The sequence below is a fragment of the Stenotrophomonas sp. ATCM1_4 genome (genome assembly GCF_004348115.1).
Classification (GTDB): domain Bacteria; phylum Pseudomonadota; class Gammaproteobacteria; order Xanthomonadales; family Xanthomonadaceae; genus Stenotrophomonas; species Stenotrophomonas capsici.
This window is the reverse complement of sequence record NZ_QPFB01000001.1, coordinates 981,269-1,005,617: the sequence shown is the minus strand read 5'-3', so window position 1 is coordinate 1,005,617 and position 24,349 is coordinate 981,269. Positions and strand designations below refer to the sequence as shown.

Annotated in this window: 24 protein-coding genes; 12 read left to right on the top strand and 12 right to left on the bottom strand. The window is 67.8% G+C overall.

What is annotated here, in order from left to right; translation table 11 throughout:
• Positions 1–49: 49 nt before the first annotated feature.
• The 4 genes from ATCM_RS04850 to ATCM_RS04835 form a co-directional block, all read right to left on the bottom strand.
• Positions 50–604 (bottom strand): hypothetical protein, encoded by a 555-nt coding sequence (locus ATCM_RS04850; RefSeq protein ID WP_132863117.1) that lies wholly within the window; start codon positions 602–604, stop codon positions 50–52.
• Positions 604–1,731: a glutamine-hydrolyzing carbamoyl-phosphate synthase small subunit gene (gene carA / locus ATCM_RS04845; RefSeq protein ID WP_132863116.1), complete on the bottom strand. Its 1,128-nt coding sequence runs from the start codon at positions 1,729–1,731 to the stop codon at positions 604–606. The genes ATCM_RS04850 and carA overlap by 1 nt, the downstream gene beginning before the upstream one ends.
• 250 nt (positions 1,732–1,981) lie before the next feature.
• Positions 1,982–2,698 (bottom strand): 4-hydroxy-tetrahydrodipicolinate reductase, encoded by a 717-nt coding sequence (gene dapB, locus ATCM_RS04840; protein WP_132863115.1) that lies wholly within the window; start codon positions 2,696–2,698, stop codon positions 1,982–1,984.
• A 51-nt stretch (positions 2,699–2,749) separates the two neighbouring features.
• The gene (locus ATCM_RS04835) at positions 2,750–3,247 is read right to left on the bottom strand and encodes a hypothetical protein (RefSeq protein ID WP_132863114.1); all 498 of its coding nucleotides are present in this window, start codon (positions 3,245–3,247) and stop codon (positions 2,750–2,752) included.
• 10 nt (positions 3,248–3,257) lie between these two features.
• On the opposite strand from ATCM_RS04835, the gene ATCM_RS19425 reads away from it, so the two are divergent.
• Positions 3,258–3,500, top strand: a complete 243-nt coding sequence (locus ATCM_RS19425; protein WP_343145101.1) for an SDR family oxidoreductase — start codon at positions 3,258–3,260, stop codon at positions 3,498–3,500.
• A gap of 38 nt (positions 3,501–3,538) precedes the next feature.
• Here ATCM_RS19425 and ATCM_RS04825 read toward each other — a convergent pair whose 3' ends face one another.
• The 3 genes from ATCM_RS04825 to ATCM_RS04815 are packed head-to-tail and all read right to left on the bottom strand — an operon-like array spanning position 3,539 to position 5,894.
• The gene (locus tag ATCM_RS04825; RefSeq protein WP_132863113.1) at positions 3,539–3,793 is read right to left on the bottom strand and encodes a DUF6587 family protein; all 255 of its coding nucleotides are present in this window, start codon (positions 3,791–3,793) and stop codon (positions 3,539–3,541) included.
• Positions 3,793–5,649: a ferrous iron transport protein B gene (gene feoB, locus ATCM_RS04820; RefSeq protein WP_132863112.1), complete on the bottom strand. Its 1,857-nt coding sequence runs from the start codon at positions 5,647–5,649 to the stop codon at positions 3,793–3,795. Before feoB ends, ATCM_RS04825 begins: the two co-directional genes overlap by 1 nt.
• Positions 5,646–5,894 carry a FeoA family protein gene (locus ATCM_RS04815; RefSeq protein ID WP_132863111.1) on the bottom strand — a complete coding sequence of 83 codons (249 nt, stop codon included), beginning with the start codon at positions 5,892–5,894 and terminating at the stop codon, positions 5,646–5,648. The genes feoB and ATCM_RS04815 overlap by 4 nt, the downstream gene beginning before the upstream one ends.
• A 126-nt stretch (positions 5,895–6,020) precedes the next feature.
• On the opposite strand from ATCM_RS04815, the gene ATCM_RS04810 reads away from it, so the two are divergent.
• From ATCM_RS04810 to yeiP, 5 genes are all read left to right on the top strand, one after another.
• A complete protein-coding gene (locus ATCM_RS04810) occupies positions 6,021–6,809 on the top strand; it encodes an enoyl-CoA hydratase-related protein (protein WP_132863110.1) in 789 nt (262 codons plus the stop codon).
• 19 nt (positions 6,810–6,828) lie between these two features.
• A complete protein-coding gene (locus tag ATCM_RS04805) occupies positions 6,829–7,722 on the top strand; it encodes a hydroxymethylglutaryl-CoA lyase (protein ID WP_132863109.1) in 894 nt (297 codons plus the stop codon).
• Entirely contained in the window at positions 7,719–10,271 is a 2,553-nt protein-coding gene (locus ATCM_RS04800; protein ID WP_132863108.1) for an EAL domain-containing protein, read from the top strand. The genes ATCM_RS04805 and ATCM_RS04800 overlap by 4 nt, the downstream gene beginning before the upstream one ends.
• A gap of 82 nt (positions 10,272–10,353) precedes the next feature.
• The gene (locus ATCM_RS04795; protein WP_132863107.1) at positions 10,354–11,124 is read left to right on the top strand and encodes an SDR family NAD(P)-dependent oxidoreductase; all 771 of its coding nucleotides are present in this window, start codon (positions 10,354–10,356) and stop codon (positions 11,122–11,124) included.
• A 105-nt stretch (positions 11,125–11,229) separates the two neighbouring features.
• Positions 11,230–11,796: an elongation factor P-like protein YeiP gene (gene yeiP / locus ATCM_RS04790; protein WP_132863106.1), complete on the top strand. Its 567-nt coding sequence runs from the start codon at positions 11,230–11,232 to the stop codon at positions 11,794–11,796.
• A gap of 142 nt (positions 11,797–11,938) precedes the next feature.
• Here yeiP and ATCM_RS04785 read toward each other — a convergent pair whose 3' ends face one another.
• From ATCM_RS04785 to ATCM_RS04770, 4 genes are read right to left on the bottom strand one after another with little or no spacing between them, the layout of a single operon-like run.
• Entirely contained in the window at positions 11,939–13,066 is a 1,128-nt protein-coding gene (locus ATCM_RS04785; RefSeq protein ID WP_207911775.1) for an ATP-binding protein, read from the bottom strand.
• Positions 13,059–14,936, bottom strand: coding sequence for a DUF4105 domain-containing protein (locus ATCM_RS04780; protein WP_132863104.1), 1,878 nt, complete (start codon positions 14,934–14,936; stop codon positions 13,059–13,061). The genes ATCM_RS04785 and ATCM_RS04780 overlap by 8 nt, the downstream gene beginning before the upstream one ends.
• Positions 14,933–15,232, bottom strand: coding sequence for a DUF2388 domain-containing protein (locus ATCM_RS04775; protein WP_132866073.1), 300 nt, complete (start codon positions 15,230–15,232; stop codon positions 14,933–14,935). Before ATCM_RS04775 ends, ATCM_RS04780 begins: the two co-directional genes overlap by 4 nt.
• Before the next feature lie 51 nt (positions 15,233–15,283).
• Positions 15,284–16,672: an FAD-binding oxidoreductase gene (locus ATCM_RS04770; RefSeq protein ID WP_132863103.1), complete on the bottom strand. Its 1,389-nt coding sequence runs from the start codon at positions 16,670–16,672 to the stop codon at positions 15,284–15,286.
• Between the two features lie 205 nt (positions 16,673–16,877).
• On the opposite strand from ATCM_RS04770, the gene serA reads away from it, so the two are divergent.
• Complete coding sequence (gene serA / locus ATCM_RS04765) at positions 16,878–18,119, top strand: phosphoglycerate dehydrogenase (protein ID WP_132863102.1); 1,242 nt, start codon at positions 16,878–16,880, stop codon at positions 18,117–18,119.
• Positions 18,120–18,253: 134 nt separating this feature from the next.
• Here the strand turns inward: serA and ATCM_RS04760 are convergent, their stop codons facing one another.
• A complete protein-coding gene (locus ATCM_RS04760) occupies positions 18,254–18,811 on the bottom strand; it encodes an NUDIX hydrolase (protein ID WP_132863101.1) in 558 nt (185 codons plus the stop codon).
• A gap of 185 nt (positions 18,812–18,996) precedes the next feature.
• Here ATCM_RS04760 and ATCM_RS04755 point away from each other — a divergent pair, with 185 nt between their 5' ends.
• The 5 genes from ATCM_RS04755 to mtnC all read left to right on the top strand — a co-directional run bounded on the left by ATCM_RS04755 (position 18,997) and on the right by mtnC (position 24,312).
• A complete protein-coding gene (locus ATCM_RS04755) occupies positions 18,997–20,472 on the top strand; it encodes an amino acid permease (RefSeq protein WP_132863100.1) in 1,476 nt (491 codons plus the stop codon).
• A 79-nt stretch (positions 20,473–20,551) separates the two neighbouring features.
• Complete coding sequence (locus ATCM_RS04750; RefSeq protein WP_132863099.1) at positions 20,552–21,985, top strand: amino acid permease; 1,434 nt, start codon at positions 20,552–20,554, stop codon at positions 21,983–21,985.
• A 219-nt stretch (positions 21,986–22,204) separates the two neighbouring features.
• Positions 22,205–22,852: a methylthioribulose 1-phosphate dehydratase gene (locus ATCM_RS04745; RefSeq protein WP_132863098.1), complete on the top strand. Its 648-nt coding sequence runs from the start codon at positions 22,205–22,207 to the stop codon at positions 22,850–22,852.
• Positions 22,853–22,924: 72 nt separating this feature from the next.
• Positions 22,925–23,479 (top strand): acireductone dioxygenase, encoded by a 555-nt coding sequence (locus ATCM_RS04740; protein ID WP_132863097.1) that lies wholly within the window; start codon positions 22,925–22,927, stop codon positions 23,477–23,479.
• 134 nt (positions 23,480–23,613) lie between these two features.
• A complete protein-coding gene (gene mtnC / locus ATCM_RS04735; RefSeq protein ID WP_132863096.1) occupies positions 23,614–24,312 on the top strand; it encodes an acireductone synthase in 699 nt (232 codons plus the stop codon).
• Positions 24,313–24,349 lie beyond the last annotated feature (37 nt).

Below are 24,349 nucleotides of genomic sequence, written 5' to 3'. Positions count from 1 at the left end.
TCTCTAAGTCAGTACAGCGTGTCTGGGGGAAGTGATCGCACGCTGTCGATCAGGAAATCTGTTCCGGGTCCAGCGCGATCTTGCACTCGCGCTGCAGGGCATCGACGATCCGCTGGCTGAAGTCAGCGGGCGGCTCGTTGTCGTTGAAGGCCTGCATGAAACGCTGGAAGGCCGGCTTGCCCATGAAATCGGTAATCTTGCGCTTGGTGGCCTCGTCCACGCCCGGGTCGGCCGGTTCCTTGCCGGCGGCGGCCGCGGCGGCGGTGGCGCGGAACGTCCGCGCCATGTCGGTGCCGGCCGGCGTGGCCAGGAACTGCTTCCACTCGGCCACCAGCTGCGCACCGTCGTCGCCGAAGGCGTCGGCGATGCCCTGCTGGAACTGTTCGCCCATCAGCCGGGACACCTGGGTGGAGGCGCAGGCCATGCCGGCCGCATCCTGGTCCTGCATGCCCGGCAGCTGTGCCAGCAACGGACCGATGGCACTGCCTGCGAGGTTGCTCATGCCCAGCGCCTGCATGATCTCGCCCACATCCTTGCGCTCAGCAGGTGCCGCCACCGCGGAGGTGGACAACAGCAGGCCGGCGATCAGCGCGATGGCGCGCATCAGGCCTTTGCCTCTTCCATCAGGGTGATGAAGCGGTCGAACAGCGGCGCCACGTCGTGCGGGCCCGGCGAGGCTTCCGGGTGGCCTTGGAAGGAGAACGCCGGCGCATCGGTCAGGGCGATGCCCTGGATGGTCTGGTCGAACAGCGAGCGGTGGGTGACCCGCACGTTGGCCGGCAGCACGCTCTCATCGATGGCGAAGCCGTGGTTCTGCGAGGTGATCATCACCCGGCCGCTGTCGATGTCCTGCACCGGGTGGTTGGCACCGTGGTGGCCGTGGCCCATCTTCATGGTCTTGGCACCGGAGGCCAGGCCCAGCAGCTGGTGGCCCAGACAGATGCCGAAGGTCGGCACCTTCGCGGCGACGAACGCTTTGATCGCGGCGATGGCGTAGTCGCACGGTTCCGGGTCGCCCGGGCCGTTGGACAGGAACACGCCATCGGGATTCATCGCCAGCACCTCGGCGGCCGGGGTCTGCGCCGGCACCACGGTGAGCTCGCAGCCGCGCTCGGCCAGCATGCGCAGGATGTTGGTCTTCACGCCGAAGTCGTACGCCACCACCTTGAACTTCGGCGCGGCGCGCACGAACTCATTGCGGTCCAGGTCCAGCTGGCCGTCGGCCCAGCCATAGGGCTTGTCGGTGCTGACCACCTTGGCCAGGTCCATGCCCTTCAGGCCCGGGAACTTGCGGGCGGCTTCCAGCGCCTTCTCCACATCGATGTCGCCGGCCATCAGCGCACCGTTCTGGGCGCCGCGCTCGCGCAGGATGCGGGTCAACTTGCGGGTATCGATGCCGGCGATGGCCACCACGCCGCGCTGGATCAGCCAGTCCTGCAGCGACACCTGGTTGCGCCAGCTGCTCGGGCGGCGCGGCACGTCGCGGACGATCAGGCCGGCGGCCCACACCTTGCTGGCCTCTTCGTCCTGGTCGTTCATACCGGTGTTGCCGATATGCGGATACGTCAGGGTGATCATCTGCCGGGCGTAGGACGGATCGGTCAGCATCTCCTGATAACCGGTCATGGCGGTGTTGAACACCACCTCACCCACGGACAGGCCGGGCGCGCCTACGGATTCGCCCTCGAATACGGTGCCGTCTTCGAGCACGAGGATTGCGGCTTGGGTCACGGGAATCTCACTTTGGCTACCGGGGGACTCCGAAGCCACGCCTGCGTCGCCGGCAAAAACCGGTTGCAAAAAAGCGCGGACGGCGGTCTGTAACCGGTCCGGCTGACGTGTTTCGGCGAGCGGGAATTGTAAGGCCAAGGGGGCGCCAGCGCCAGCGCCCCGTGATGCCTTTCCCAAGGGTTTCAGCCGTAACGGAAAGCCAACGAACGCACGTACCGCGGCGTATTCAGCTTACCCCCGCCCCGCCGGCTCAGCCCAGCAGGTCGCGGACCCGGTAACGGCCGGCCGCGCGGCCGGCCAGCTGCCGGGCGGCATGCAGCGCGCCACGGGCGAAGATGTCGCGGTTGGTGGCCCGGTGCACCAGCTCCACCCGCTCGCCGAGCCCGGTGAACTGGACGAAATGCTCGCCGATGATGTCCCCGGCGCGCAGGCTGGCGTAGCGCGGCGCGGCCCCGCCCTGCACGGCCGACTCGCCCAGCGTCAGCGCGGTGCCGGACGGAGCGTCCTTCTTGTGCACGTGGTGCGACTCGACGATGTCGCAGTCCCAGCCGGGCAGCGCCTGCGCGGCGCGCTCGACCAGCTCGGCCAGTACTGCCACGCCCAGGCTGAAGTTGGTTGCCCATACCAGCGCGATGCGCCCTGCCGCGCTGTTCAACGCTGCCTGCTGCGCGTCGCTGATGCCGGTGGTGCCGGACACCAGGCCGACGCCACGTTCGGCGCACAACGCCAGTACCGGGTCAAAGCCTTCCGGCAGGCTGAAGTCGATGGCCACGTCGAACGCCGGCACGCCGGCCAGCTCACTGGCCGCAAAGTACGGGATGCCCTCGACCACGCGCTGGGTCGGCGGCTTGCGCACCACGGCGGCGACAACCTGCAGGGATGCATCCTCGGCAGCCAGGCGCAGCAGGGCCTGGCCCATGCGCCCGGAGGCGCCGTGTATCAACAGACGGATCGGAGTGTTGTTCATGGCGGGGAAACTAACGCCTGCGACCGACCTGCGACAAGCCGCAGGCCTGCATCAATGATTCGCACCGGCGTGCACCACCGCCACGCTGCGCGTCACCAGCACCTTCCAGCGGTTGCGTTCGATCGTGTCGCGCCCACGGCTGACCATCCGCATGCCGGGGATCTCCAGCACCGAGGACAACTCGACCTTGGCCGTGCTGCCGTCCTCGGAGAGCGTGATGCTCTTGATGGTCTGCTGGTGGCGCAGCGGGATGCGCCCCAGCTGCGCCTGCAACTGGCGCATCATGTCCATCGTCCGGGCCAGCTCGGCGCAGTATTCCTTCTTGCCGAGCGAACGCTCGGACTGCGCGTTCTCGGTCTTCATGACCACTGACTGCTGGTAGTCCTCGGCCAGCAGTTCGCACAGCGCCTTGTCGTCTGCGATTGCCATGGCCTCGTCGGCGCGCTCGTAGAACGCCCGCACCTGCCTTTCACTGAGCGAATTACCGCCCCACTGGTAAATCCCCACCACCGCCGCGATCACCACGGCCAGCGATACCAGAAACTTCATCCAAGCCCCCTTGGTCTGCATCCTGCAAGACCGGCGATTGTATAGCGCCTGCTACCCTGCGCGCACTTCGAACCAACGGTCTGCAACACCGATGAAGATCTCCGGACAACGGGCACTGATCACCGGCATCCCGCTGCGCGAGGTGACCACGCCGGAACAGTTCGCCAACGCCGCGCTGTTCTTCGCCTCACCGTGGGCACGCGCGGTGACCGGGCAGAACCTGGTCGTCGATGGCGGATTGGTCCGCGATTGACCTGGAAACACGAACGCCGGGCAGGCCCGGCGCTCGGTTCAATGCTGCTTGGGCGCCTTGGTGTCGCAGCTGCTGCAACCACCGCAGGCACCGCCGCCATTGGCGGGCGGGGGCGCAAGCCGCCGCCCCCACTCCTGCAACCGTTGCGAATGCGCCGGCTTCACCAGCCACAGCGCCAGTGCACCGCGCAGGCGCCGCATCACACCGGGGAACTGCTTCTTCAGCACGACCCAGGCGCTGACCAGCACAGCCAGCGCGATGATCAGGTACTGCAGCAGCATGCCCCTGTCCATCAGCCTGCCCCCAGCGCCTTGGCCACCTGGTAGGTCACCAGCGCGGCCAGGTACGCCGCCGCGAACAGGTACACCGTGGCAAACGCCATCTGCTTCCAGGAATTGGTCTCGCGGCGGATGGTGGCCAGCGTGGAGATGCACATCGGCGCGTAGATGAACCACACCATCAGCGACAGGCCGGTCGCCAGCGTCCAGCCGTCGCTGATCACCGGGGTCAGCGCCTGGATGGCGGCATCGTCATCGGCCGCGGACAGCGCGTAGATGGTGGCCAGCGAGGACACCGCCACTTCGCGCGCGCCCATGCCGGGGATCAGCGCGATGCAGATCTGCCAGTTGAAGCCCAGCGGGGCGAAGATCACCGCCATCGCATGGCCGATCTGGCCGGCGAAGCTGTAGTCGATGGCCGGCATGGTCGCGTTCTCCGGCGCGCCGGGGAAGGACAGCAGGAACCACAGCAGGATGGTCAGTGCCAGGATGATGCCGCCCACGCGCTTGAGGAAGATCATCGCGCGCTCGTACAGGCCCACCGCCAGGTCACGCGGGTTGGGCAGACGGTAGGACGGCAGCTCCAGCATCAGCGGGTGCTCGCTCTTGTCGCGGCGGAACTTCTTCATCGTCCAGGACATCATCAGCGCGCTGAGGATGCCCGCCACGTACAGGGCAAACAGCACCAGCCCCTGCTGGTTGAACACGCCCCACACCGTCTTGGCCGGGATGAACGCGCCGATCAGCAGCGCATACACCGGCAGGCGCGCCGAACAGGTCATCAACGGTGCGACCAGGATGGTGGCCAGGCGGTCACGCGGGTCTTGGATCGAGCGGGTCGACATGATGCCCGGCACCGCGCAGGCGAAGCTGGACAGCAACGGGATGAACGAGCGCCCGGACAGGCCAGCCGACGCCATCATCCGGTCCAGCAGGAAAGCCGCGCGCGGCAGGTAGCCGGACTCCTCCAGCGCCAGGATGAAGAAGAACAGGATCAGGATCTGCGGCAGGAACACGATCACCCCGCCCACGCCGGCGATGATGCCGTCCACCAGCAGGCTGCTCAGCGGCCCTTCCGGCAGCTTGGCCGCGGCGAACTCGCCCAGCCAGCCGAAGCCGGCCTCGATGCCGTCCATCAGCGGGGTCGCCCAGGCGTACACCGCCTGGAAGATCAGGAACATCACCACCGCCAGCGTCAGCAGCCCGTACACCGGGTGCAGCAGCCAGCGGTCGAGCGTGTCGTCGATCTTGCCGGTGCGACTGGGCATGCGCACCGCCGCTTCCAGGATGGCGCGCACCTGGGCGTGGTGCTCGCCGGCTTCCACCGGTTGCTGCAGGGGCTGCGAAGCCAGCTGCGGCACCAGCCCGTCGATGCGCTCGACCAGGGCCTTGGCCCCGTTGCGCTGCACCGCGACGGTTTCCACCACCGGCACGCCCAGTGCCTTTTCCAGCGCCGGCACGTCGATCTCGATGCCGCGACGGCGCGCCGCATCCACCATGTTCAGGGCCACGATCATCGGCTTGCCCAGCTCACGCACCTCCAGCGCGAAGCGCAGGTGCAGGCGCAGGTTGGTCGCGTCGATCACGCAGATCAGCGCGTCCGGCGCGGCCTCGCCGGGGTAGAAACCACGGCACAGGTCACGGGTGATCGCCTCGTCCAGGCTGGCCGGGTGCAGGCTGTAGGCGCCGGGCAGGTCCAGCACCGCGTACTCGCGGCCGGACGGGCCGCGCATGCGGCCTTCCTTGCGCTCGACGGTGACGCCGGTGTAGTTGGCCACCTTCTGGCGGCTGCCGGTCAGCTGGTTGAACAAGGCGGTCTTGCCGCTGTTCGGGTTGCCGACCAGCGCCAGCCGTGCCACTGCCCCACTCATGCCGATACTCCTTCAGTACGCACGCGCACCCGGGCCGCTTCGCTGCGGCGCAGGGCAAAACGGGTGAAACCCACCTGGAACAGCAGCGGCTCGCCGCCGACCGGGCCCCGCGCCACCAGGCGCACCTCCTCGCCGTTCACGAAGCCCAGCTCACGCAGGCGGCGCGCAATGGCGTCATTGGGATGCAGGTCCTGTACGTCTTCAACCTTGGCGGAGGCATGCAGCGGCAACTCGGACAACGTCACTGAATGGGCCCTTCTAAGGAGTTGATAAGAATGGTTATCAATTCTAGCATCGCCGCGTCGCGTCATGGCGTCCCAGTCCTGCACCGCTATGATTCGCGCACTTACCGTTCAACTCAGGCTTTCCCGATGAGCGATGCATTGCTCGTACACCGCCAGGGCGCCGTCGCGACCCTGCAACTGAACCGCCCGGAACTGCACAACGCATTCGACGCCGCGCTGATCCAGACCCTGACCACCGCTTTGGAAACCGTCGGCAATGACCCGACGGTGCGCGCCGTGGTCCTTTCGGGGGCCGGCGCCTCCTTCTCGGCCGGCGCCAACCTGCAATGGATGCGCGCGATGGCCAGCGCCAGCCAGGAAGAGAACCGCCAGGACTCGCTGGCCCTGGCCCGGCTGATGCGCACCCTGGACGAGCTGCCCAAGCCGACCATCGCCCGCGTCCACGGTGCCGCGTTCGGTGGTGGCGTCGGCCTGGTGGCCTGCTGTGACATCGCCATCGCTGCCGAAGGTGCCCGCTTCGGCCTGACCGAAAGCCGCCTCGGGCTGCTGCCGGCGGTGATCTCTCCCTATGTGATCTCGGCCATCGGTCCGCGCCAGGCGCGCCGCTGGTTCGCCACCGGCGAGCACTTCGATGCGGCCACCGCCGCGCAGATCGGCCTGGTCCACCAGGTGGTCGCGGCCGAGGCCTTGGACGCGGCCGTGGACGCCCAGCTGTCACTGCTGGCCAAGGCCGGCCCGGTCGCCGCGGCCTCGGCCAAGGTCCTGGTCCGTGAAGTGGCCGCCGCCGGCGGTGACCGCGATGCCCTGGACCGTGCCAACGCCGGCCTGATCGCCGCGCTGCGCGCCTCCGATGAAGGCCGCGAAGGCCTGACCGCCTTCCTCGAGAAGCGCCCGCCCGCCTGGGCCTCCCCGTGACCGCAGGTATCGCAACGCCATGAACGATTTCGTCCGCATCGTGGAAGTAGGCCCGCGCGATGGCCTGCAGAATGAAAAACAGCAGGTCGCCACCGCCGACAAGATCGCGCTGATCGACCGGCTCTCGGCCACCGGCCTGCGCAGCATCGAGGCCACCAGCTTCGTCAGCCCCAAATGGGTGCCTCAGCTGGCCGACGCCGCCGAGGTGTTTGCCGGCATCCAGCGCCGCCCCGGCGTGAACTACCCGGTACTGGTACCCAACGAACAAGGCTACGAGCGCGCGCTGGCGGTCGGGGTCCAGGAAGTGGCGGTGTTCACCGCCGCCTCCGAGCAATTCAACCTGAAGAACACCAATGCCGGCATCGACGAATCGCTGCGTCGCTTCGAGCCGGTGCTGGCCCGCGCCAAGGCCGATGGCATCAAGGTCCGCGGCTATGTCTCCACCGTGCTCGGCTGCCCCTACCAGGGCGAGGTGCCGCTGGCCGACGTGGTGCGCGTGGCGCGCAGCCTGCATGCGATGGGCTGCTACGAGATCTCGCTGGGCGACACCATCGGCGTGGGCACCCCGCTGAAGGCGCGGGCGATGCTGCAGGCGGTTGCCGCCGAACTGCCGGTCGACGCCCTGGCCATCCATTTTCACGACACCTATGGGCAGGCGCTGGCTAATATCGCCACATGCTTGGACGTGGGGGTCCGGGTGGTGGATTCGGCGGTCGCGGGCACCGGGGGGTGCCCCTATGCGCGTGGCGCCAGTGGTAATGTCGCCAGCGAGGACGTCGTCTACATGTTGCACGGTATGGGGATGAGCACCGGCGTCGATCTGCCGGCGCTTGCCGCCACGGGGAACTGGCTCGCCGAACGGCTGGGCCGGCAGACAGGCAGCAAGACAGGAAAGGCTTTGACAGTGTCATGACCGGAACCGGCCAGCGCATAGTCCACGCGGAGGGGGAACACCCCGCCGCCCACGTCGATGCGCTCGCCGGGCTGGACCAGGCCCTGCACCAGCCGCTGCCGCTTGCCCTGCAGCAGGTACTGGTCGCCGCCCGCGCCGCACTCAGCGAGGCAATGACCGAGCGGCACGCCGCCCAGCGCCGCTACGAGGCGCTGTTCGATGCGGTGCCCGACCCGGTCAGCATCCTCAGCGCCACCGGTGTCGTACTGGACCTCAACAAGGCCGGCATCGAGGCCTACGGCCGGACCCGCGAGGAAATCGTCGGCCAGCCCATCGAACTGCTCAACCCCGACCTGCCCGCCGACCACCTGGAGCCGGTCTGGGAAACCCTCCACCGCGGCGAGACCTACGTGGTGGAAGTCACCAACATGCGCGGCGACGGCAGCCGCTTCCCGGTGGAAGTGCATTCGGCCGTGTTCGAGCATGACGGCCAGCAGTGCATCGTCGCCGTCGCCCGCGACCTGAGCCGGCGCTGGCAGGCCGAAACGCGCTACCGCCTGCTGCTGGAGTCCATCGACAAGGGAGTGATGCTGTTCGACCGCAGCTTCAACATCCTCTCGGCCAACCCCGCCGCGCACCGCATCCTGCAACTGACCCACCACCTGCCGGCCCGCGCACCGGTGGATGCCGATGAGTGGATCACCGTCGACGAGCGCGGCCGCCGCCTGGGCATGGAGCAGTGGCCGGTCGCACGCGCGTTCCGCGACGGACGCATCATCCCCAGCACCATCGTTGGCCTGTACCACCGGCCGCACGGCCGCATGATCTGGATCTCGATGACCACCGTGCCGGTGTTTTCGTCCAACTGCGACCTGCCCGACCACGTGTTCTCGCTGTTCAGCGACATCACCGAACTCAAGCGCGACCATGCCCTGTTCGATCGCGCCCAGGCCCTGGCCCACATCGGCGGCTGGGAATGGGACCGCGGCCAGAAGCGCCTGTACCTGACCGGCGAAGCCCAGCGCATCCTCGGCCAGGCCCATCCGCCGGAGGACCTGGATACCCTGCTCTGCTGCCTGAACCTGGGGTCGCGCCAGTTGCTGCGCGAGGCCATGGACCGGGTGGTCGAGCAGCGTGCCGGCTTCGAGCTGGAGCTGCAGGGGCAGCGCGCGAACGGGCACAGCTTCTGGATCCGCATGATCGGCGAGGTCGAGCCCGGCGACCTGGCCTCCAGCCGCATCGCCGGCACCCTGCAGGACATCACCGAATCCAAGCAGGCCGAGGAAACGCTCAAGAACCAGGCCCGCACCGATCCACTGACCGGCATCATGAACCGCGATGCCGCGCTCACCGACCTGGAAGCGCGCCTGAGCAACCCCTCCCACGCCGGCGTGGCGGTGCTGTACATCGACCTGGACCGCTTCAAGACCGTCAACGACGTGCTCGGCCACAATGCCGGGGACCAGTTGCTGATCGAGGCAACCCGCCGCATCAGCCAGGCCATCGGCACCGAGGGCCTGCTGGCCCGCTTCGGTGGCGACGAATTCGTGGTCACCTGCGATGCCCGCGACCTGCCACAACGCCCCGAGCAACTGGCCCAGGCCATCACCGACGCCTTCGTGCCGCCCTTCCAGTTCGGCAAGGACGAGTTCGCGGTCACCACCAGCATCGGCATCGCCCGCGCGCCGCAGCATGGGCAACGCCCGCAGCAGCTGATCCAGAACGCGGACCTGGCCATGTACGAGTGCAAGCGCCGCGACCGCAATGGCTGGCAGGCGTTCTCGCCGGAGCTGGCCCGGCGCCAGCGCGACCGCCTGCAGATCGAACGGCGCCTGCGCAAGGCCTTGGAACGCGACGAGTTCCGGCTGGTGTACCAGCCACAGGTGGACCTGCGCAGCGGCGAACTGGTCGCCTGCGAAGCGCTGATCCGCTGGCACGACCGACAACTGGGCGAGCTGCGCCCGGATATCTTCATCAGCCATGCCGAGAACACCGGTGACATCGTCCGGATCGGCGACTGGGTGTTGCACCAGGCCTGCCAGCAGATCCGCGAATGGCGCGACCAGGGGCTGGGGCTGGTGCGGGTGGCGATCAACGTCTCCTACCGCCAGTTCAGCGGCGACCGGCTGGCGCACCAGGTCCAGTCGGCACTGCAGGCGTTCGACCTGCCCGGCAGCGCGCTGGAGCTGGAGTTCACCGAACGGGTCCTGATCGAGGACGCCCCGGCCACGCTGCGCACCTTCGCAGAGCTGCGCGGGATGGGGGTGATCCTGACCATCGACGACTTCGGCGAGGGCTACAGCGCCCTGAACTACCTGCGCAACCTGCCCATCCATGGCCTCAAGCTCAGCCAGCTGTTCATCGGTGGGGTGCCACGCAACCGTTCCGACGTGGCGGTCTGCGAGGCGGTCTGCGGCATTGCCCGCAGCCTGGGCCTGGGGCTGGTGGCCGAGGGCATCGAGTCCGAGGCCCAGCGCCAGTTCCTGCTGGAGCTGGGCGTGCCGGTCGGCCAGGGCTTCCTGTTCTCCCCGGGCCTGTCCCCTGGGGAACTGGCCCTGCGCCTGCGCTGAAGCGGCGAGCCGGCCTGCCCCTCTGGGCGGAGCAGGCGCATCCGCTAGAATCGGTGGTCCATTTTTCCGCAGGATCGTTCCAATGCAGCTGTCCTCCGTGCGTGCTGTCATCACCGGTGGTGTTTCCGGCCTCGGCCTCGGCGTCGCCCAGTTCCTGGTCGCCAACGGCGGCAAGGTCGCCCTGTTCGACCTCAATGACGAGAAGGGTGCGACCGCCGTCGCCGAGCTGGGCGCCGACAACGCCCGCTACTTCACCACCAACGTCACCGACGAGGCCGGCGTGACCGCCAACCTGGCTGCCGCCAGGGACTTCCTGGGCGGGCTGAACGTGGTGATGAACTGCGCCGGCATCCTTGGCGCGGGCCGCGTGCTGGGCCGCGAGGCCCCGATGCCGCTGGCCAATTTCCAGACCACGGTGATGGTCAACCTGGTCGGCAGCTTCAACGTGGCCAAGGCCGCGGCCGACCTGATGCAGCACAACGAGGCCTCGGCCGATGGCGAGCGCGGGGTGATCATCAACACCGCCTCGGTGGCCGCCTATGAAGGCCAGATCGGCCAGGCCGCCTACTCCGCCTCCAAGGGCGGCGTGGTTGGCATGACCCTGCCGATGGCCCGCGAGCTGTCGCGCTTCGGCATCCGCGTGCTGACCATCGCCCCGGGCGTGTTCTGGACCCCGATGGTCGATGGCATGCCGCCGAACGTGCAGGAATCGCTGGCCGCCTCCATCCCGTTCCCGTCGCGGCTGGGCCAGCCGGCCGACTTTGCCAGCCTGGTCGGCCACATCATTGGCAATACCTACCTCAACGGTGAGACTATTCGCCTTGACGGTGCCGTGCGTCTGGCACCGAAGTGATCCCCCCGCGGGGGGCCCCCCCGGGCCCCCCCGCCCCCCCCCCCCCCCCCGGCGCCCCCCCCCCCCCCCCCCCCGCCTCCGTTTACCCCAACCGACTTTCCAAGCATGAAAGCCAGCGATATCAAGAAAGGCAACGTCGTCGAATACAACAACGGCGTCTATCAGATCCGCGACATCGAGCGCAGCTCGCCGCAGGGCCGCGGCGGCAACGTCCGCTTCCGTTTCATCATGTACAGCGTGCCGGGCGGCAACAAGCTCGATGCCAGCTTCGACGCCGATGACAACCTGAGCGAAGTCGAGCTGCTGCGCCGCCAGTCCACCTATTCCTACATGGACGGCGACGCCTTCGTGTTCCTGGATGACGAGGACTACACCCCGTACACGCTGGATGCGGACGTGATCGGCGACGACGCCGGCTACATCACCGAAGGCCTGACCGGCATCTACGTGCAGGTGATCGACGACCAGCCGGTGGCGATCCAGATGCCGCAGCACGTGACCCTGGAAGTGGTCGAGACCCCGCCGGAGCTGAAGGGCGGCACCGCGACCAAGCGTCCGAAGCCGGCCAAGCTGAGCACCGGCATCGAGATCATGGTCCCGGAATACATCACCAACGGTGAGCGCATCCTGGTCAACACCACCACCGGTGAGTTCGGCGGCCGCGCCGACTGATCCCCGGCCGGGTGCACCCGGCTTCGCGCCGGAAGGCACTCCTGCCCCGGCAGGAGCGGCCTCGGCCGCGAAGCTGATGCCGGCCTCGACCTGCATCAGGGCCCGTCATCCGGACATCACCGGATGACAGGGCACTCCGGGATCAGCGCACCACCGGGAAGTACAGCGATACCGCCGCACCACCCAACGCCGACCGGCCGATCGTCGCGGTGCCCCCGGACTGCGAAGCAAACCCGTACACCTGGCTCAGCCCCAGCCCGCTGCCGTCGCCCACGCTCTTGGTGGTGAAGAACGGCTCGAACACGCTGCCCTGGATCTCGGCCTGGATGCCCGGCCCGCTGTCGCCGACGGTGATGCAGACGAAATCCTCTTCCTCGCCCTTGCCCCCGGGCAGCACGGCGGTTTCCAGGCGGGCCTCCAGCACCACCCGGCCCACCCCGTGCATCGCGTCACGGCTGTTGCTCAACAGGTTGAGCAACGCGGCCTCCAGTTGGCCGGTATCCACCGCGATCGGCGGCAGGCCCTGCGCCACCTGGATGTTCAGCTGGATGGTCTCCCCGCACACGCGGCGATACAGCTCCAGCGACGACTGCAGCAGGTGGCCGACGTCACTGACCTCCGGCACCAGCGTCTGCCCGCGGCCGAAGGCCAGCATCTGCCGGGTCAGCTGCGTGCCCCGCTCCACCGCACGGTGGGCGATGTCCAGGATGCGGCGCGCGCTCTCGTCGCCGGTACGGCGAGCGGCGAGCATGTCCAGGCTGTTGGCGATCACCGACAACAGGTTGTTGAAGTCATGCGACAGCCCCAGGGTCAGCTTGCCGACCGCGTCCAGCCGCTGCGCGCGCAGCGCGATCTCCTGCGCCTCGTTGACCCGCTTCTGGGTCTGAAAGAAATCGCTCAGGTCGCGCACCACCATCAGCACGCGCGGCGTCGCGTCCCCGCTGCCTTCCACCCGCTCCAGCAGCAAGCCGGCACGGAAGCGCGTGGCGTCCTTGCGCATCATCGCCAGGCCCTGGTTCTCGAAGCTGTGCAGCAATGCCTTGGTCAGGGCCGCGCGGTCCGAGCCACGGTCCAGTTCGGCGCTGCTGAACAGACAGGCGAAGTTACGCCCAACCAGTTCATCGGAACGATAGCCGAAGACCCCCAGCACACCGGCATTGCAATCCAGGATCCGCCCGTGGTGGTCCATCTGCAGGACCGCGCATGAGCGCAGTCGCATCACATCCTCGGCCAGCTGCGTCGCCCCATCGGGCAGCTGCACATCATTCATTGCCATGCTCAACCGCACCCTCCACAAGTCGTCCTCTCCCCCGCCCCCCGGTCAGTACGACTGGCAAGGAGGACGACGTACCGTACCGCAAACGCAAGCGTTGGCGCAGGTAGTCCAGATTCGATTCAATGCCGGCCATTTGCGCCTGTTGCCCGGCAGGCAGCAACGCCAAGGCTTCCGCGCGCAGCGCCGACCATTGCGCGATGGCTTCCGGCGCGCCCGCCGCCACCGCCCCACGGGCAAGATCGCGCTCGGCGGGGTTCGGGATGCCATATCCGCCCAGCGGCAGACCGCCCGGCGCCACCAGCAGGCCGGCGCGCTGCATCAGGGCCAGGAATTCGGCATGCTGCCGCGCAGCGTCCTTCCCCCCCAGCAATTCACGCTTGAGGCGGTCACGGGCCAGCAGTTCCTGGCGCCGCCATCCGGCCTGTTCCAGCAGGAGCAGTGCCGCCAGCGATTGCCCGTCGGCCCGCTCCATCCATGGCCGCCGCTGCCCGGCCGGCAACGCCAGCCAGTGCGCGACATCGGCCACCGGCAACCCCAAGGCCTCCCGCGCCAGGGCGAACACCAGCGCGTAGTGACCGGCGGCCGATTCGAAGTAATAGCCCCCACGCACCGCCTCGGCGGTGTCCTGCGGGGCGGCCGCCAACAGGTGCTGGCGCTGCAGCTTCGCGCGCAGGCCGGTCGGGGTGATGGATTGCAGGTCGGCCTGGCCCAGCCGAGGGGCACCGTCGCGCAGCAGCTTCCAGGTTTCCACCGCGCAGTTGTTGCTGATGAAGAAGTAGCGGCCGTCATAGCTCCAGTGCAACTGCGCGGCCTGCTGCAGCAGCCCGGTGATCTCCTGCCGGTCCAGCGCAAGGGGCACCGACGAGACGCCGCGCAGCTCGACCTTGGTGTATTCGTCGATCACCCGGTTCAGTGGCAGCACGAACAGGCGCGAAGGGTAGGAACCGGTCAAGCCGCGCCAGTTGGAGATCTGGACGTCGCCGACGAAGGCACGGAAGGACAGCACCAGGTGATGTTGCAGGTCCATCCGGCAGGCAGGGCCAAGTGGCCGCCCTGGCGCGCACACCACCAATCGCAACATGCTGTGGCCCCAGCGGCTCATAAGCACGTCGTTGCCCTCGGCCAGCAGGTAGTCCACCTGGTAGACACGCGCAGGATCCAGTTCGACCAGCTCGGCGGACCCTTCCTGTTCGCCGGCCTTCATCAGCGGCACGGCTGGGGCGCAGGTTGCGGCGGCTTCCGCCGGGAGATCGCCCAGTTGCGCGGCATACCAGGCCGCCAGCGCCGGGCGCCGGCAGCCGAACTGCGGATCAAGCAGGTAGTACTCGAAGTTGACCGCGAAGAACTCGGCCGGGTTGTCCCGCTCGTAGGCATCCGGGCTGCGCAGCGTGAAACGGTTGCGTCCCCGGCCCGGCCAGAGCGGGCGCTCCTGCCAACCCGCCAGGTCGCGGAAGCGGGCCTGCTTCGACCAGCCACCGTCGGGTGCGCGATCCAACGCATGTGCCAGCTCGTGGGCCAGCGCGGCGCGCGCCACGGCCCAATCAGGCTCATGACCACCGTCCAGCGCATCGAGCAGGCGCCTGTCCAGGCCGAGCACGTCGCCGTGGGCGCGCCCTTGCACGTGTTCAGGCAGATCCTCGCGCCAGCGCAGCCGCAACGGACGGTTTGCACGCGCACGCAGCGCGGGCGGTGCGCGCTGCAGGACATCCTCGACCAGTTGTTGGCTGTCGCGCCGTTCGGACGGCGACAAGCCCGGGCCGTCCACGCTGATGCGCAGTGCGGCGTGGCCCTGGCCGGCGGCCAACAGGCCGGCCAGCAGGACTACCAGCCACCGCGCACGCGGCAGCCGGCCGGTGCCGGTCACAGCGCCAGGATCTTCCGCGCCAGTTCCATGTCGCTGGCTTCACGGGCGGCGGCATCACGCTCGCGCAGGTGGATCAGGGCCGCTTCCAGCCATGCCCCACGGATGGCGCCATTGCTGGCGACAAAGCCGGCGGCGTCTTCGCGCGCATCCAGCACCACCTTGTCGTCGCCGGACGAGCTGCCCGACGAGTTGGAGGACGCGCCCGAGGCCGATCCGGCCGATGTTCCGGCAAAGCTGGAGGCGAACACCGACAGCGGCAGGGCAAGCAGGGCGCAGAACAGGATCGGGCGGATCATCGTCAGGTCGGTCTTGGCGATTGGAGGGCGCACAGAGTAACTGGCAAACCCTTACTGGTCGAACAACTTGCCCGGGTTCATCAGGCCGTTCGGATCGAACGCCCGCTTGACCCCGCGCATCAGCGCGATCTCGGCCGCGCCACGGGTGCTGCCCAGGTAGGCCTTCTTGACCAGCCCGATCCCGTGTTCAGCCGAAATGCTGCCGTCGAAACGGTGCAGCACCTCGGCCAGCAGCTTGGTGACATGCTCGCACTGGGTCAGGAACTCGGCATCGCTGGTGTCGTCGGGCTTGAGCACGTTGATGTGCAGGTTGCCATCGCCGATATGGCCGAACCAGACCACGTCGAAATGCGGATACGCGCCGTTGATCAGCGCCTGCGACTCGGCCAGGAACGCCGGCATCGCCGAGATCCGCACCGATACGTCGTTCTTGTACGGCTTGTAGCGCGCGACCGCCTCGGTGATCCCTTCGCGCAGGCGCCACAGCTGCTGGGCCTGGGCTTCGCTGGCGCTGATCACGCCGTCCAGCACCCAACCCTGCTCCATGCAATGCTCGAAGGCCGCCATCGCCGCCGCCTCGCCGGCTTCGTCGGCCGAGGCGTACTCGGTGACCACGTAGTACGGGTGGATCTCCTCGAACGGGTACTGTGCCCCGTGCGCGGTGACGTGCTGCACGGCGCGGTCGGTGAAGAACTCAAAGGCCTCCAGCTGCAGGCGTTCACGGAACGCCGAGAACACCTGCATCAACACGTCGAACGACGGCAGCGCCAGCAGCATCACGTTGGTGGCCGGCGGCGGGTCGGTCAACTTGACCGTGGCCTCGACCACGATGCCCAGCGTGCCTTCCGAGCCGATCACCAGCTGGCGGAAGTCGTAGCCACTGGAGTTCTTGATCAGGCCCTTGTTGAGCTCCAGCAGTTCGCCGTTGCCGGCCACCACCTTGAGCCCGGCGATCCATTCGCGGGTGTTGCCGTAGCGGATCACGCGGATGCCGCCGGCATTGGTGGCGATGTTGCCGCCGATCGAGCAGGAGCCGCGCGCGGCGAAATCCACCGGGTAGATTAGCCCGTGCTCCCTGGCCGCGTTGTGCAACGCCTCCAGCGGCATGCCGGCCTGCACGGTCAGGGTGCGGTCCACGGCATTGAAGTCCAGCGCCTTGTTCATGCGTTCCAGGCTGAGCACCAGCTCGCCGTTGGCCGCCACCGCGCCACCGGACAAGCCGGTGCGGCCGCCGGACGGCACCACCGCCACGCCGAGCTGGTTGGCCCAGCGCACCACCGCCTGCACTTCCTCGACCGTCCCCGGCAAGGCGATGGCCAGCGGGTTGGGGGTCCAGCGGCGGGTCCAGTCACGCCCGTAATGCTCCAGGTCGGCCGGATCGGTCTTCAGACGCAGGCTCGGGCAGGACTGCTGGAGGCTTTGCAGGCGTGGATCGGTCATGGCGGTGTTTCGGCGACGTGAAAGCCGCCAAGCGTGACAGTCCGGCCGCGCCTCGTCCAGTCACCTTGGCAGCCCGCTGCCAAGCGCAGGTAAATTCATCTGAAACCTTTTTTCCATCAATGCCTTGCCGCGTTGCGCAGCGCACCAAAGCGGCTTCGGATCTGGCATAGTTGGCGGCCCTTCCCCCTGTGCCGTCGTACCCGACATGTCGCCCAAGAAGACCTCGTTCCCGAAGCAGGACATCCGCGTTTTGTTGCTCGAGGGGGTCAGCCAGACCGCCGTGGACACGTTCAAGGCGGCCGGGTACTCGCAGATCGAATTCCATACCAAGTCGCTGCCGGACGAGGAGCTGAAGGCCCGCATCGCCGAGGCCCACATCGTCGGCATCCGCTCGCGCACCCATCTCTCGGCCGAGGTGCTGTCCCACGCAAAGCGCCTGATCGCGGTGGGCTGCTTCTGCATCGGCACCAACCAGGTGGACCTGGAGGCGGCCGAGCTGGCCGGCATCCCGGTGTTCAACGCTCCCTACTCCAACACCCGCTCGGTCGCCGAGCTGGTCATCGCCGAAGCCATCCTGCTGACCCGTGGCATCCCGCAGAAGAACGCCGAATGCCACCGCGGCGGCTGGTCCAAGTCGGCCGACGGCAGCCATGAGGTACGCGGCAAGACCCTGGGCATCATCGGCTACGGCCACATCGGTACCCAGGTCGGCGTGCTGGCCGAGGCGTTCGGCATGAACGTGATCTTCCACGACATCGAAACCAAGCTGTCGCTGGGCAACGCGCACCCGGCCATCAGCCTGGACAGCCTGCTGGAGCGCTCGGACATCGTCACCCTGCACGTGCCGGAGAACGGCTCCACCCAGTGGATGATCGGTGCCCCGCAGCTGGCGAAGATGAAGAAGGGCGCGCACCTGATCAATGCCGCGCGCGGCACCGTGGTCGACATCGACGCGCTGGACGCGGCGCTGCGCTCGGGCCACCTGGGTGGCGCGGCGGTAGATGTGTTCCCGGTCGAGCCCAAGGGCAATGGCGACCGCTTCGAATCGCCGCTCACCGCGCATGACAACGTGATCCTGACCCCGCACGTGGGTGGCTCGACGCTGGAGGCACAGGAGAACATCGGCATCGAGGTCGCCGCCAAGCTGGTGCGCTACAGCGACAACGGCTCCACCCTGTCGGCGGTCAACTTCCCCGAGGTGACCCTGCCCGAACACGACGAGAGCCTGCGCCTGCTGCACATCCACCGCAACGTGCCGGGCGTGCTGTCCAAGATCAACGAGATCTTCTCGCGCCACAACCTCAACATCGACGGCCAGTTCCTGCGCACCGACCCCAAGGTCGGCTACGTGGTGATCGACATCGGCGCGACCGAGGAGCAGGCTACCGTGATCCGCGACGAGCTGGCGGCCATCCCCGGCACCCTGCGTACGCGCATCCTCTACTGACCGCGGCAGTTGCACCTGTTGCGCGCCTGAAGGCACTTCTGCCGCTTCGTCCAGGAGCGGCAGGAGTACCGCGAAGCTGGCAATCAACCCGCGCGCCATCGGATCTCATTCCGGCTTCGCGCCTGAAGGCGCTCCTACCGGGGCGTTGACCGCGCCAACCAGCGTTGCGCCATGCGCCGCAGGGACGCATCGTCCTGCCCGGCGACCTCATGCACCGTGCACCAGGCCAGGTCCAGCGACTCCTCGCTGACCGCGAAGCGCTCGTCCGCCCCCGCCTGCACCACGTAGCGGACGTCGTAATGCCAATGCCCGGGGACCTCGCCCCGCGCCGGGATCCAGTGCCTGTCCAGGTCATAGATCCCCGTTGACCCCAAGCTCAGGCCGGGCAGCCCCGATTCCTCCTGCGCCTCGCGCAGTGCCACGGCCGCCAGGTCGTGGTCGCCATCGGCGTGCCCGCCCAGTTGCAGCCACCGTGCAAGCTTGCGGTGGTGGGTCAGCAGTACCCGTTGGCCGTCGGCGCTGACCAGCCAGGCACTGCCGGTGAAGTGCCCGGCCAGCCGCTCCCGGCAGAAAGGATCCGGCCCCTGGTCGGCCAACAGCGCCAGGAACGATTGCACCACCTCCGCCTGCTGCGGGACGGTCCGCGCATATTCCTGCAGCGCCTGGCGCAGCGCCTGATCCTGTTCATGCATGACTGTAAGCACATTCGTGGGGTTGATGCCGGCGGCCATTATCGCTGTCGATGTTGCACCTGCGCTTGTCGAGTTTCATCGCCTTTGGCAAGGTAGGCGCGTTGCCGAATGTTCAGCTTTCGGCGCACTCTACCGGACCCGCCCTTCCAGTCGGCGGGCCAGCACTCAGTACGGGAACCAGCGGAATGCTCAAAACACTGTTGAGGGTCAAACCGGTCGAACCGGCCGCACATGTCGATGCGGGCGAGCCGATCGAGGGCAGCCTCCAAGGCGAAGCCACGCTCAAGCGCACCCTCACAGCCAAGCACCTGATCATGCTCGGCATCGGAGCGGTCATCGGCGCGGGCATCTTCGTGTTGACCGGCCAGGCGGCCGCCAACCACGCCGGCCCGGCGATCATGCTGTCCTTCGTCATCGCCGGCCTGGCCTGTGCCCTGGCCGGCCTGTGCTACGCCGAGTTCGCGGCGATGATGCCGGTCTCCGGCAGCGCCTATTCCTACTCCTATGCCACCCTTGGCGAGGGCATGGCCTGGTTCATCGGCTGGTGCCTGGTGCTGGAGTACCTGTTCGCTTCGGCCTCGGTCGCGGTTGGCTGGTCGGCCTACCTGATCAGCTTCATCACCACCACCCTGCACATGCCGTTCCCCGACGCGCTCAGTGCCGCGCCGCTGGCCTGGACGGGCAGCGAGTTCGTCAGCTCCGGCAAGCTGTTCAACCTGCCGGCCGTGCTGATCGTGGCGGCGGTGACCGGCCTGCTCTACGTCGGCGTGACCCAGTCCACCTTCGTCAACGCCATCATCGTGGCGATCAAGATCACCGTGATCTGCCTGTTCATCGGCTTCGGCATCCAATACATCGATCCCGCCAACTGGCAGCCCTTCATCCCGCAGAACACCGGCACCTTCGGCGAGTTCGGCTGGAGCGGCGTGTTCCGCGCGGCCACCATCGTGTTCTTCGCCTACATCGGCTTCGACGCGGTCTCCACCGCCGCCGGCGAGACCAAGGACCCGCAGAAGAACATGCCGATCGGCCTGCTCGGCTCGCTGGCGGTCTGCACCATCGTCTACATCGTGGTCTGCGCCGTGCTGACCGGCATGTTGAACTACACCCTGCTGGGGACCGACAAGCCGGTGGCCACCGCGCTGGAGGCCTATCCCAAGCTGATGTGGCTGAAGACCTTCGTCGAGATCGGCGCCATCGCCGGCCTGTCCTCGGTGGTGCTGGTGATGATGATGGGCCAGTCCCGCATCGCCTACACCATTTCCCGCGACGGCCTGCTGCCCAAGGCGTTCGGCCGGGTCCACCCGCGGTTCCGCACGCCCTATGTCAGCACCGTGGTGGTCGGCGTGCTGGCGGCAGCGCTGGCCGGCCTGATCCCGCTCAACGTGCTCGGCGAGCTGGTGTCGATGGGCACCCTGCTGGCCTTCGCCACCGTCTGCATCGGCGTGTTGGTCCTGCGCTACACCAAGCCGGACATCACCCGTCCGTTCAAGGTGCCGCTGCCGTGGCTGATCTGCCCGCTCGGCGCCATCGCCTGCGTCGCCCTGTTCCTGCAGGCATTCGTGGTGCATTGGCACCTGTTCGTCGGTTGGACCGTGCTGGGCCTGCTGATCTACTTCGGCTACGGCATGCGCCACAGCAAACTCAACGACAACGCCTGATTCCCTTCATGCCGGCGCCTTGTGCGCCGGCGTTTCCCTGCGCCTCCCCGCTGCGCAACGACGAGCGAAGACCCGAAACATGTTCAAGCAACTCTGGGCGACCAAACACCCGCACGCCGCGCACGAAGAGGCCAATGGCCTGAGCCTGAAGCGCACCCTCGGCCCGTGGGGCCTCACCGCGCTGGGCATCGGCGCGGTGATCGGCGGCGGCATCTTCGTCATCACCGGCCAGGCCGCGGCCAACCACGCCGGCCCGGCGATCATGCTGTCCTTCGTGCTGGCGGCGGTGTGCTGCGCGTTCTGCGCGATGGCCTACGCCGAATTCGCCTCGATGGTGCCGGTCTCCGGCAGCGCCTACACCTATACCTACGCCACCTTCGGCGAGCTCTCGGCCTGGTTCATCGGCTGGATGCTGGTGCTCGAGTACGGCGTGTCCGCCTCGGCGGTGGCAGTGAGCTGGACCGGCTATTTCCTCAGCCTGCTCAGCCATTTCGACATCTACCTGCCAGCGGCGCTGGTCAATGCACCACTGGATGCCCAGCTGCGCCCGACCGGTGCCATCGCTAACATCCCCGCCGCCGTGCTGGTGCTGCTGCTGACCTGGCTGTGCTACGTGGGCATCAGCAAGTCCTCGGCGATGAACATGGCCATGGTCATCCTCAAGACCGGCCTGATCCTGCTGGTCATCTTCGCCGGCTGGAAGTACGTGGACCCGTCCAACTGGACCCCGTTCATCCCCGCCAACGAGGGCCCGGGCAAGTACGGCTTCGACGGCGTGCTGCGCGGCGCGGCGATGGTGTTCTTTGCCTACATCGGCTTCGAGGCGGTCTCGGTGGCCGCCCAGGAATCGCACCGCCCGCAGCGCGACCTGCCGATCGGCATGCTGCTGTCGCTGGTGATCTGCACCGTGCTGTACATCGCCATGGCGGCGGTGATGACCGGCCTGGTCCCGTACAAGCTGCTGGGCACCGCCGAGCCGGTGGTGACCGCGGTGGCCGCACATCCGCAGCTGGACTGGCTGCGCATCATCGTCGAGGTCGGTGCCTTGATCGGCCTGTCCTCGGTGGTGCTGGTGATGGTGATCGGCCAGCCGCGCATCTTCATGATCATGGGCCGCGACGGCCTGCTGCCGCCGGTGTTCACCAAGATCCACCCGAAGTACCGCACCCCGCACATCAACACGGTGATCACCGGCATCGGCATCGCCCTGCTCGCCGCGCTGTTCCCGCTGGACATCCTCGGCGAGCTGACCTCGATGGGCACCCTGATCGCCTTCGCCGCGGTCTGCGCCGGCGTGCTGGTCCTGCGCCGCACCCAGCCAGACCTGCCGCGCCCGTTCCGCATCCCGATGGCCTGGTTGATCTGCAGCCTCGGCGTGCTCAGCTGCATCGCCCTGTTGACCGCGATGACCCTGCACAACTGGATGCTGATGGGCTTGTGGACCGCCACCGGCTTCATCATCTACTTCGCCTACGGCATGCGCCACAGCAAGCTGCGCGGCCGCAACGGCTGAGCCGGCGGCGGCACCAACGGCCCTCCAAGCCCGGGTGGAAACACCCGGGCTTTTCCCTGCCCGACGCCACGCACCGCCCGGGCACGCCAAACACACCCGGGATCAGCCGGAACGCAGTCGCGCCGGCGTACTGGATCGTGGGCACAGGGCACCTCCCAGGCCACGAGCCCATCGCGCCGCAGCCCCTAAGAGCGCCCCCGGCTTAGTAGAATGCGCCCCATGAACGCGCCTTCCGTCCCCTACGACAGCGAGCGGCTGAGCCAACTGGCCCAGTTGCTGATCGACAACATCCACGAACTGGCCCAGGCCGGCTGGACGCCTGCCACCAGCAGCAACTTCTCGCACCGGCTGGACGACCAGCACGCCGCCATCACCGTGTCCGGCAAGGACAAGGGGCGGCTGATCGAAAGCGACATCATGGTCGTGGACCTGGCCGGCAAGGCAGTGGGCCGCCCATTGCGTCCGTCCGCCGAAACCCTGCTGCATACCCAGCTCTACGCCCGCTTCCCGGACGTCGGTTGCGTGCTGCACACCCACTCCCCGACCCAGACCATCGCCTCGCGCCTGTTCGGCGGCCAGGGCCACATCCGCCTGGAAGGCTATGAGCTGCTCAAGGCGCTGCATGGCAATTCCACCCACGAGACCGCCGTCGACCTGAAGGTGTTCCCCAACACCCAGGACATGGACGTGCTGGCCGCCCAGGTCGAGGCCGAGCTGGACAAGGGCCCGATGTGGGGCTACCTGATCGATGGCCACGGCCTGTATGCCTGGGGCCGCGACATGGCCGAAGCCCGCCGCCACCTGGAAGCCTTCGAGTTCCTGCTGCATTGCGAACTTGAACTGCGCAAGCTGCGCGCCATTTCCTGATTACCCCTCCGCATGGGCCCGCGCCGGCCCGTGCGGGTATGCTCCCCTCCCCCACTCGAGGAGTCCCTGGCCATGAGCCGACTGCGCATCTTCAACGACACCGCCCCGGACACCCCGCTGCTGGACAGCCGCGACGGCGCGGTCATCGCTGCCGAACTGAAGCACATCGGCGTCACCTTCGAGCGCTGGCAGGCCAAGCACCCGGTTGCCCCGGGCGCGAGCCAGGACGAGGTGTTCGCCGCTTACCGCGAGGACATCGACCGCCTCGTCGCCGCGCATGGCTTCAAGAGCGTGGACGTGGCCTCGATCGCCCCGGACAACCCCAACCGCGCCGAGATCCGCAGGAAATTCCTCGACGAGCACTACCACAAGGAAGACGAAGTCCGTTTCTTCGTCGCCGGCTCGGGCCTGTTCACCCTGCACGTGGGCGAGAAGGTCTACGAAGTGGAATGCGTGAAGGACGACCTGATCTCGGTCCCGGACGGCGTCACCCACTGGTTCGACATGGGCGAGGAACCCAGCTTCGCCGCCATCCGCTTCTTCACCGAGCCGGACGGCTGGGTCGGTCACTTCACCGGCACCGACATCGCCCAGCGCTTCCCGCGCTATGAGCCCAGCGCGGCCTGATCTGCTCTTCAACTCCTCTTCCGCCTGCGGCAGAGGAGTCGGGGTGAGGCAGCCCCTGGCGGGCAAGCCCTCCCCGACGACCCGACCGTAAACCCGCCAGCACCCGGCCAGCCCGGCGCAGGAACACCCCGTCCATGACCATCAAAGCCATCCTCACCGACATCGAGGGAACCACCTCCAGCATCTCCTTCGTCAAGGAAGTGCTGTTCCCGTACGCACGCAACGCCCTGCCGGAATTCGTCCGCAGCCACGGCAACGAACCGCAGGTGCGCCAGTGGCTGGATGCGGTGGCCACCGAGATCGCCGCCGGCGCCTGCCAGGACGCGGTGATCGTGGAAACCCTGCAGGGCTGGATCGACCAGGACCGCAAGCACACCGCGCTCAAGGCACTGCAGGGCATGATCTGGGACGCGGGCTACCGCAACGGTGACTACACCGCCCACCTGTACCCGGAAGTGGCGGCCGTCCTGCGCGGCTGGCACGCAAGCGGCCTGCCGCTGTACGTGTATTCCTCCGGCTCGGTACCGGCGCAGAGGCTGTTCTTCGGCTTCAGCGATGCCGGCGACCTCAATGGACTGTTCTCCGGCAACTTCGATACCGAGGTCGGCGGCAAGCGCGAGGCCCCGAGCTATGCGCACATCGCCAAGGCCATCGGCATCGCGCCGCAGGACATCCTGTTCCTGTCCGACGTGGTCGAAGAACTCGACGCCGCGCGCGAGGCCGGGCTACAGACCGTACTGGTCGACCGGCTCAGCGACTATCTGCTGCCACGCACCGGCGAAGCGACGCACGGCCATGCGCGGGTCGAGAACTTCGAGCAGATCACGCTCTGATACCGCGTTGCCGCTGGACAGGAAAACGGTCCCGGTG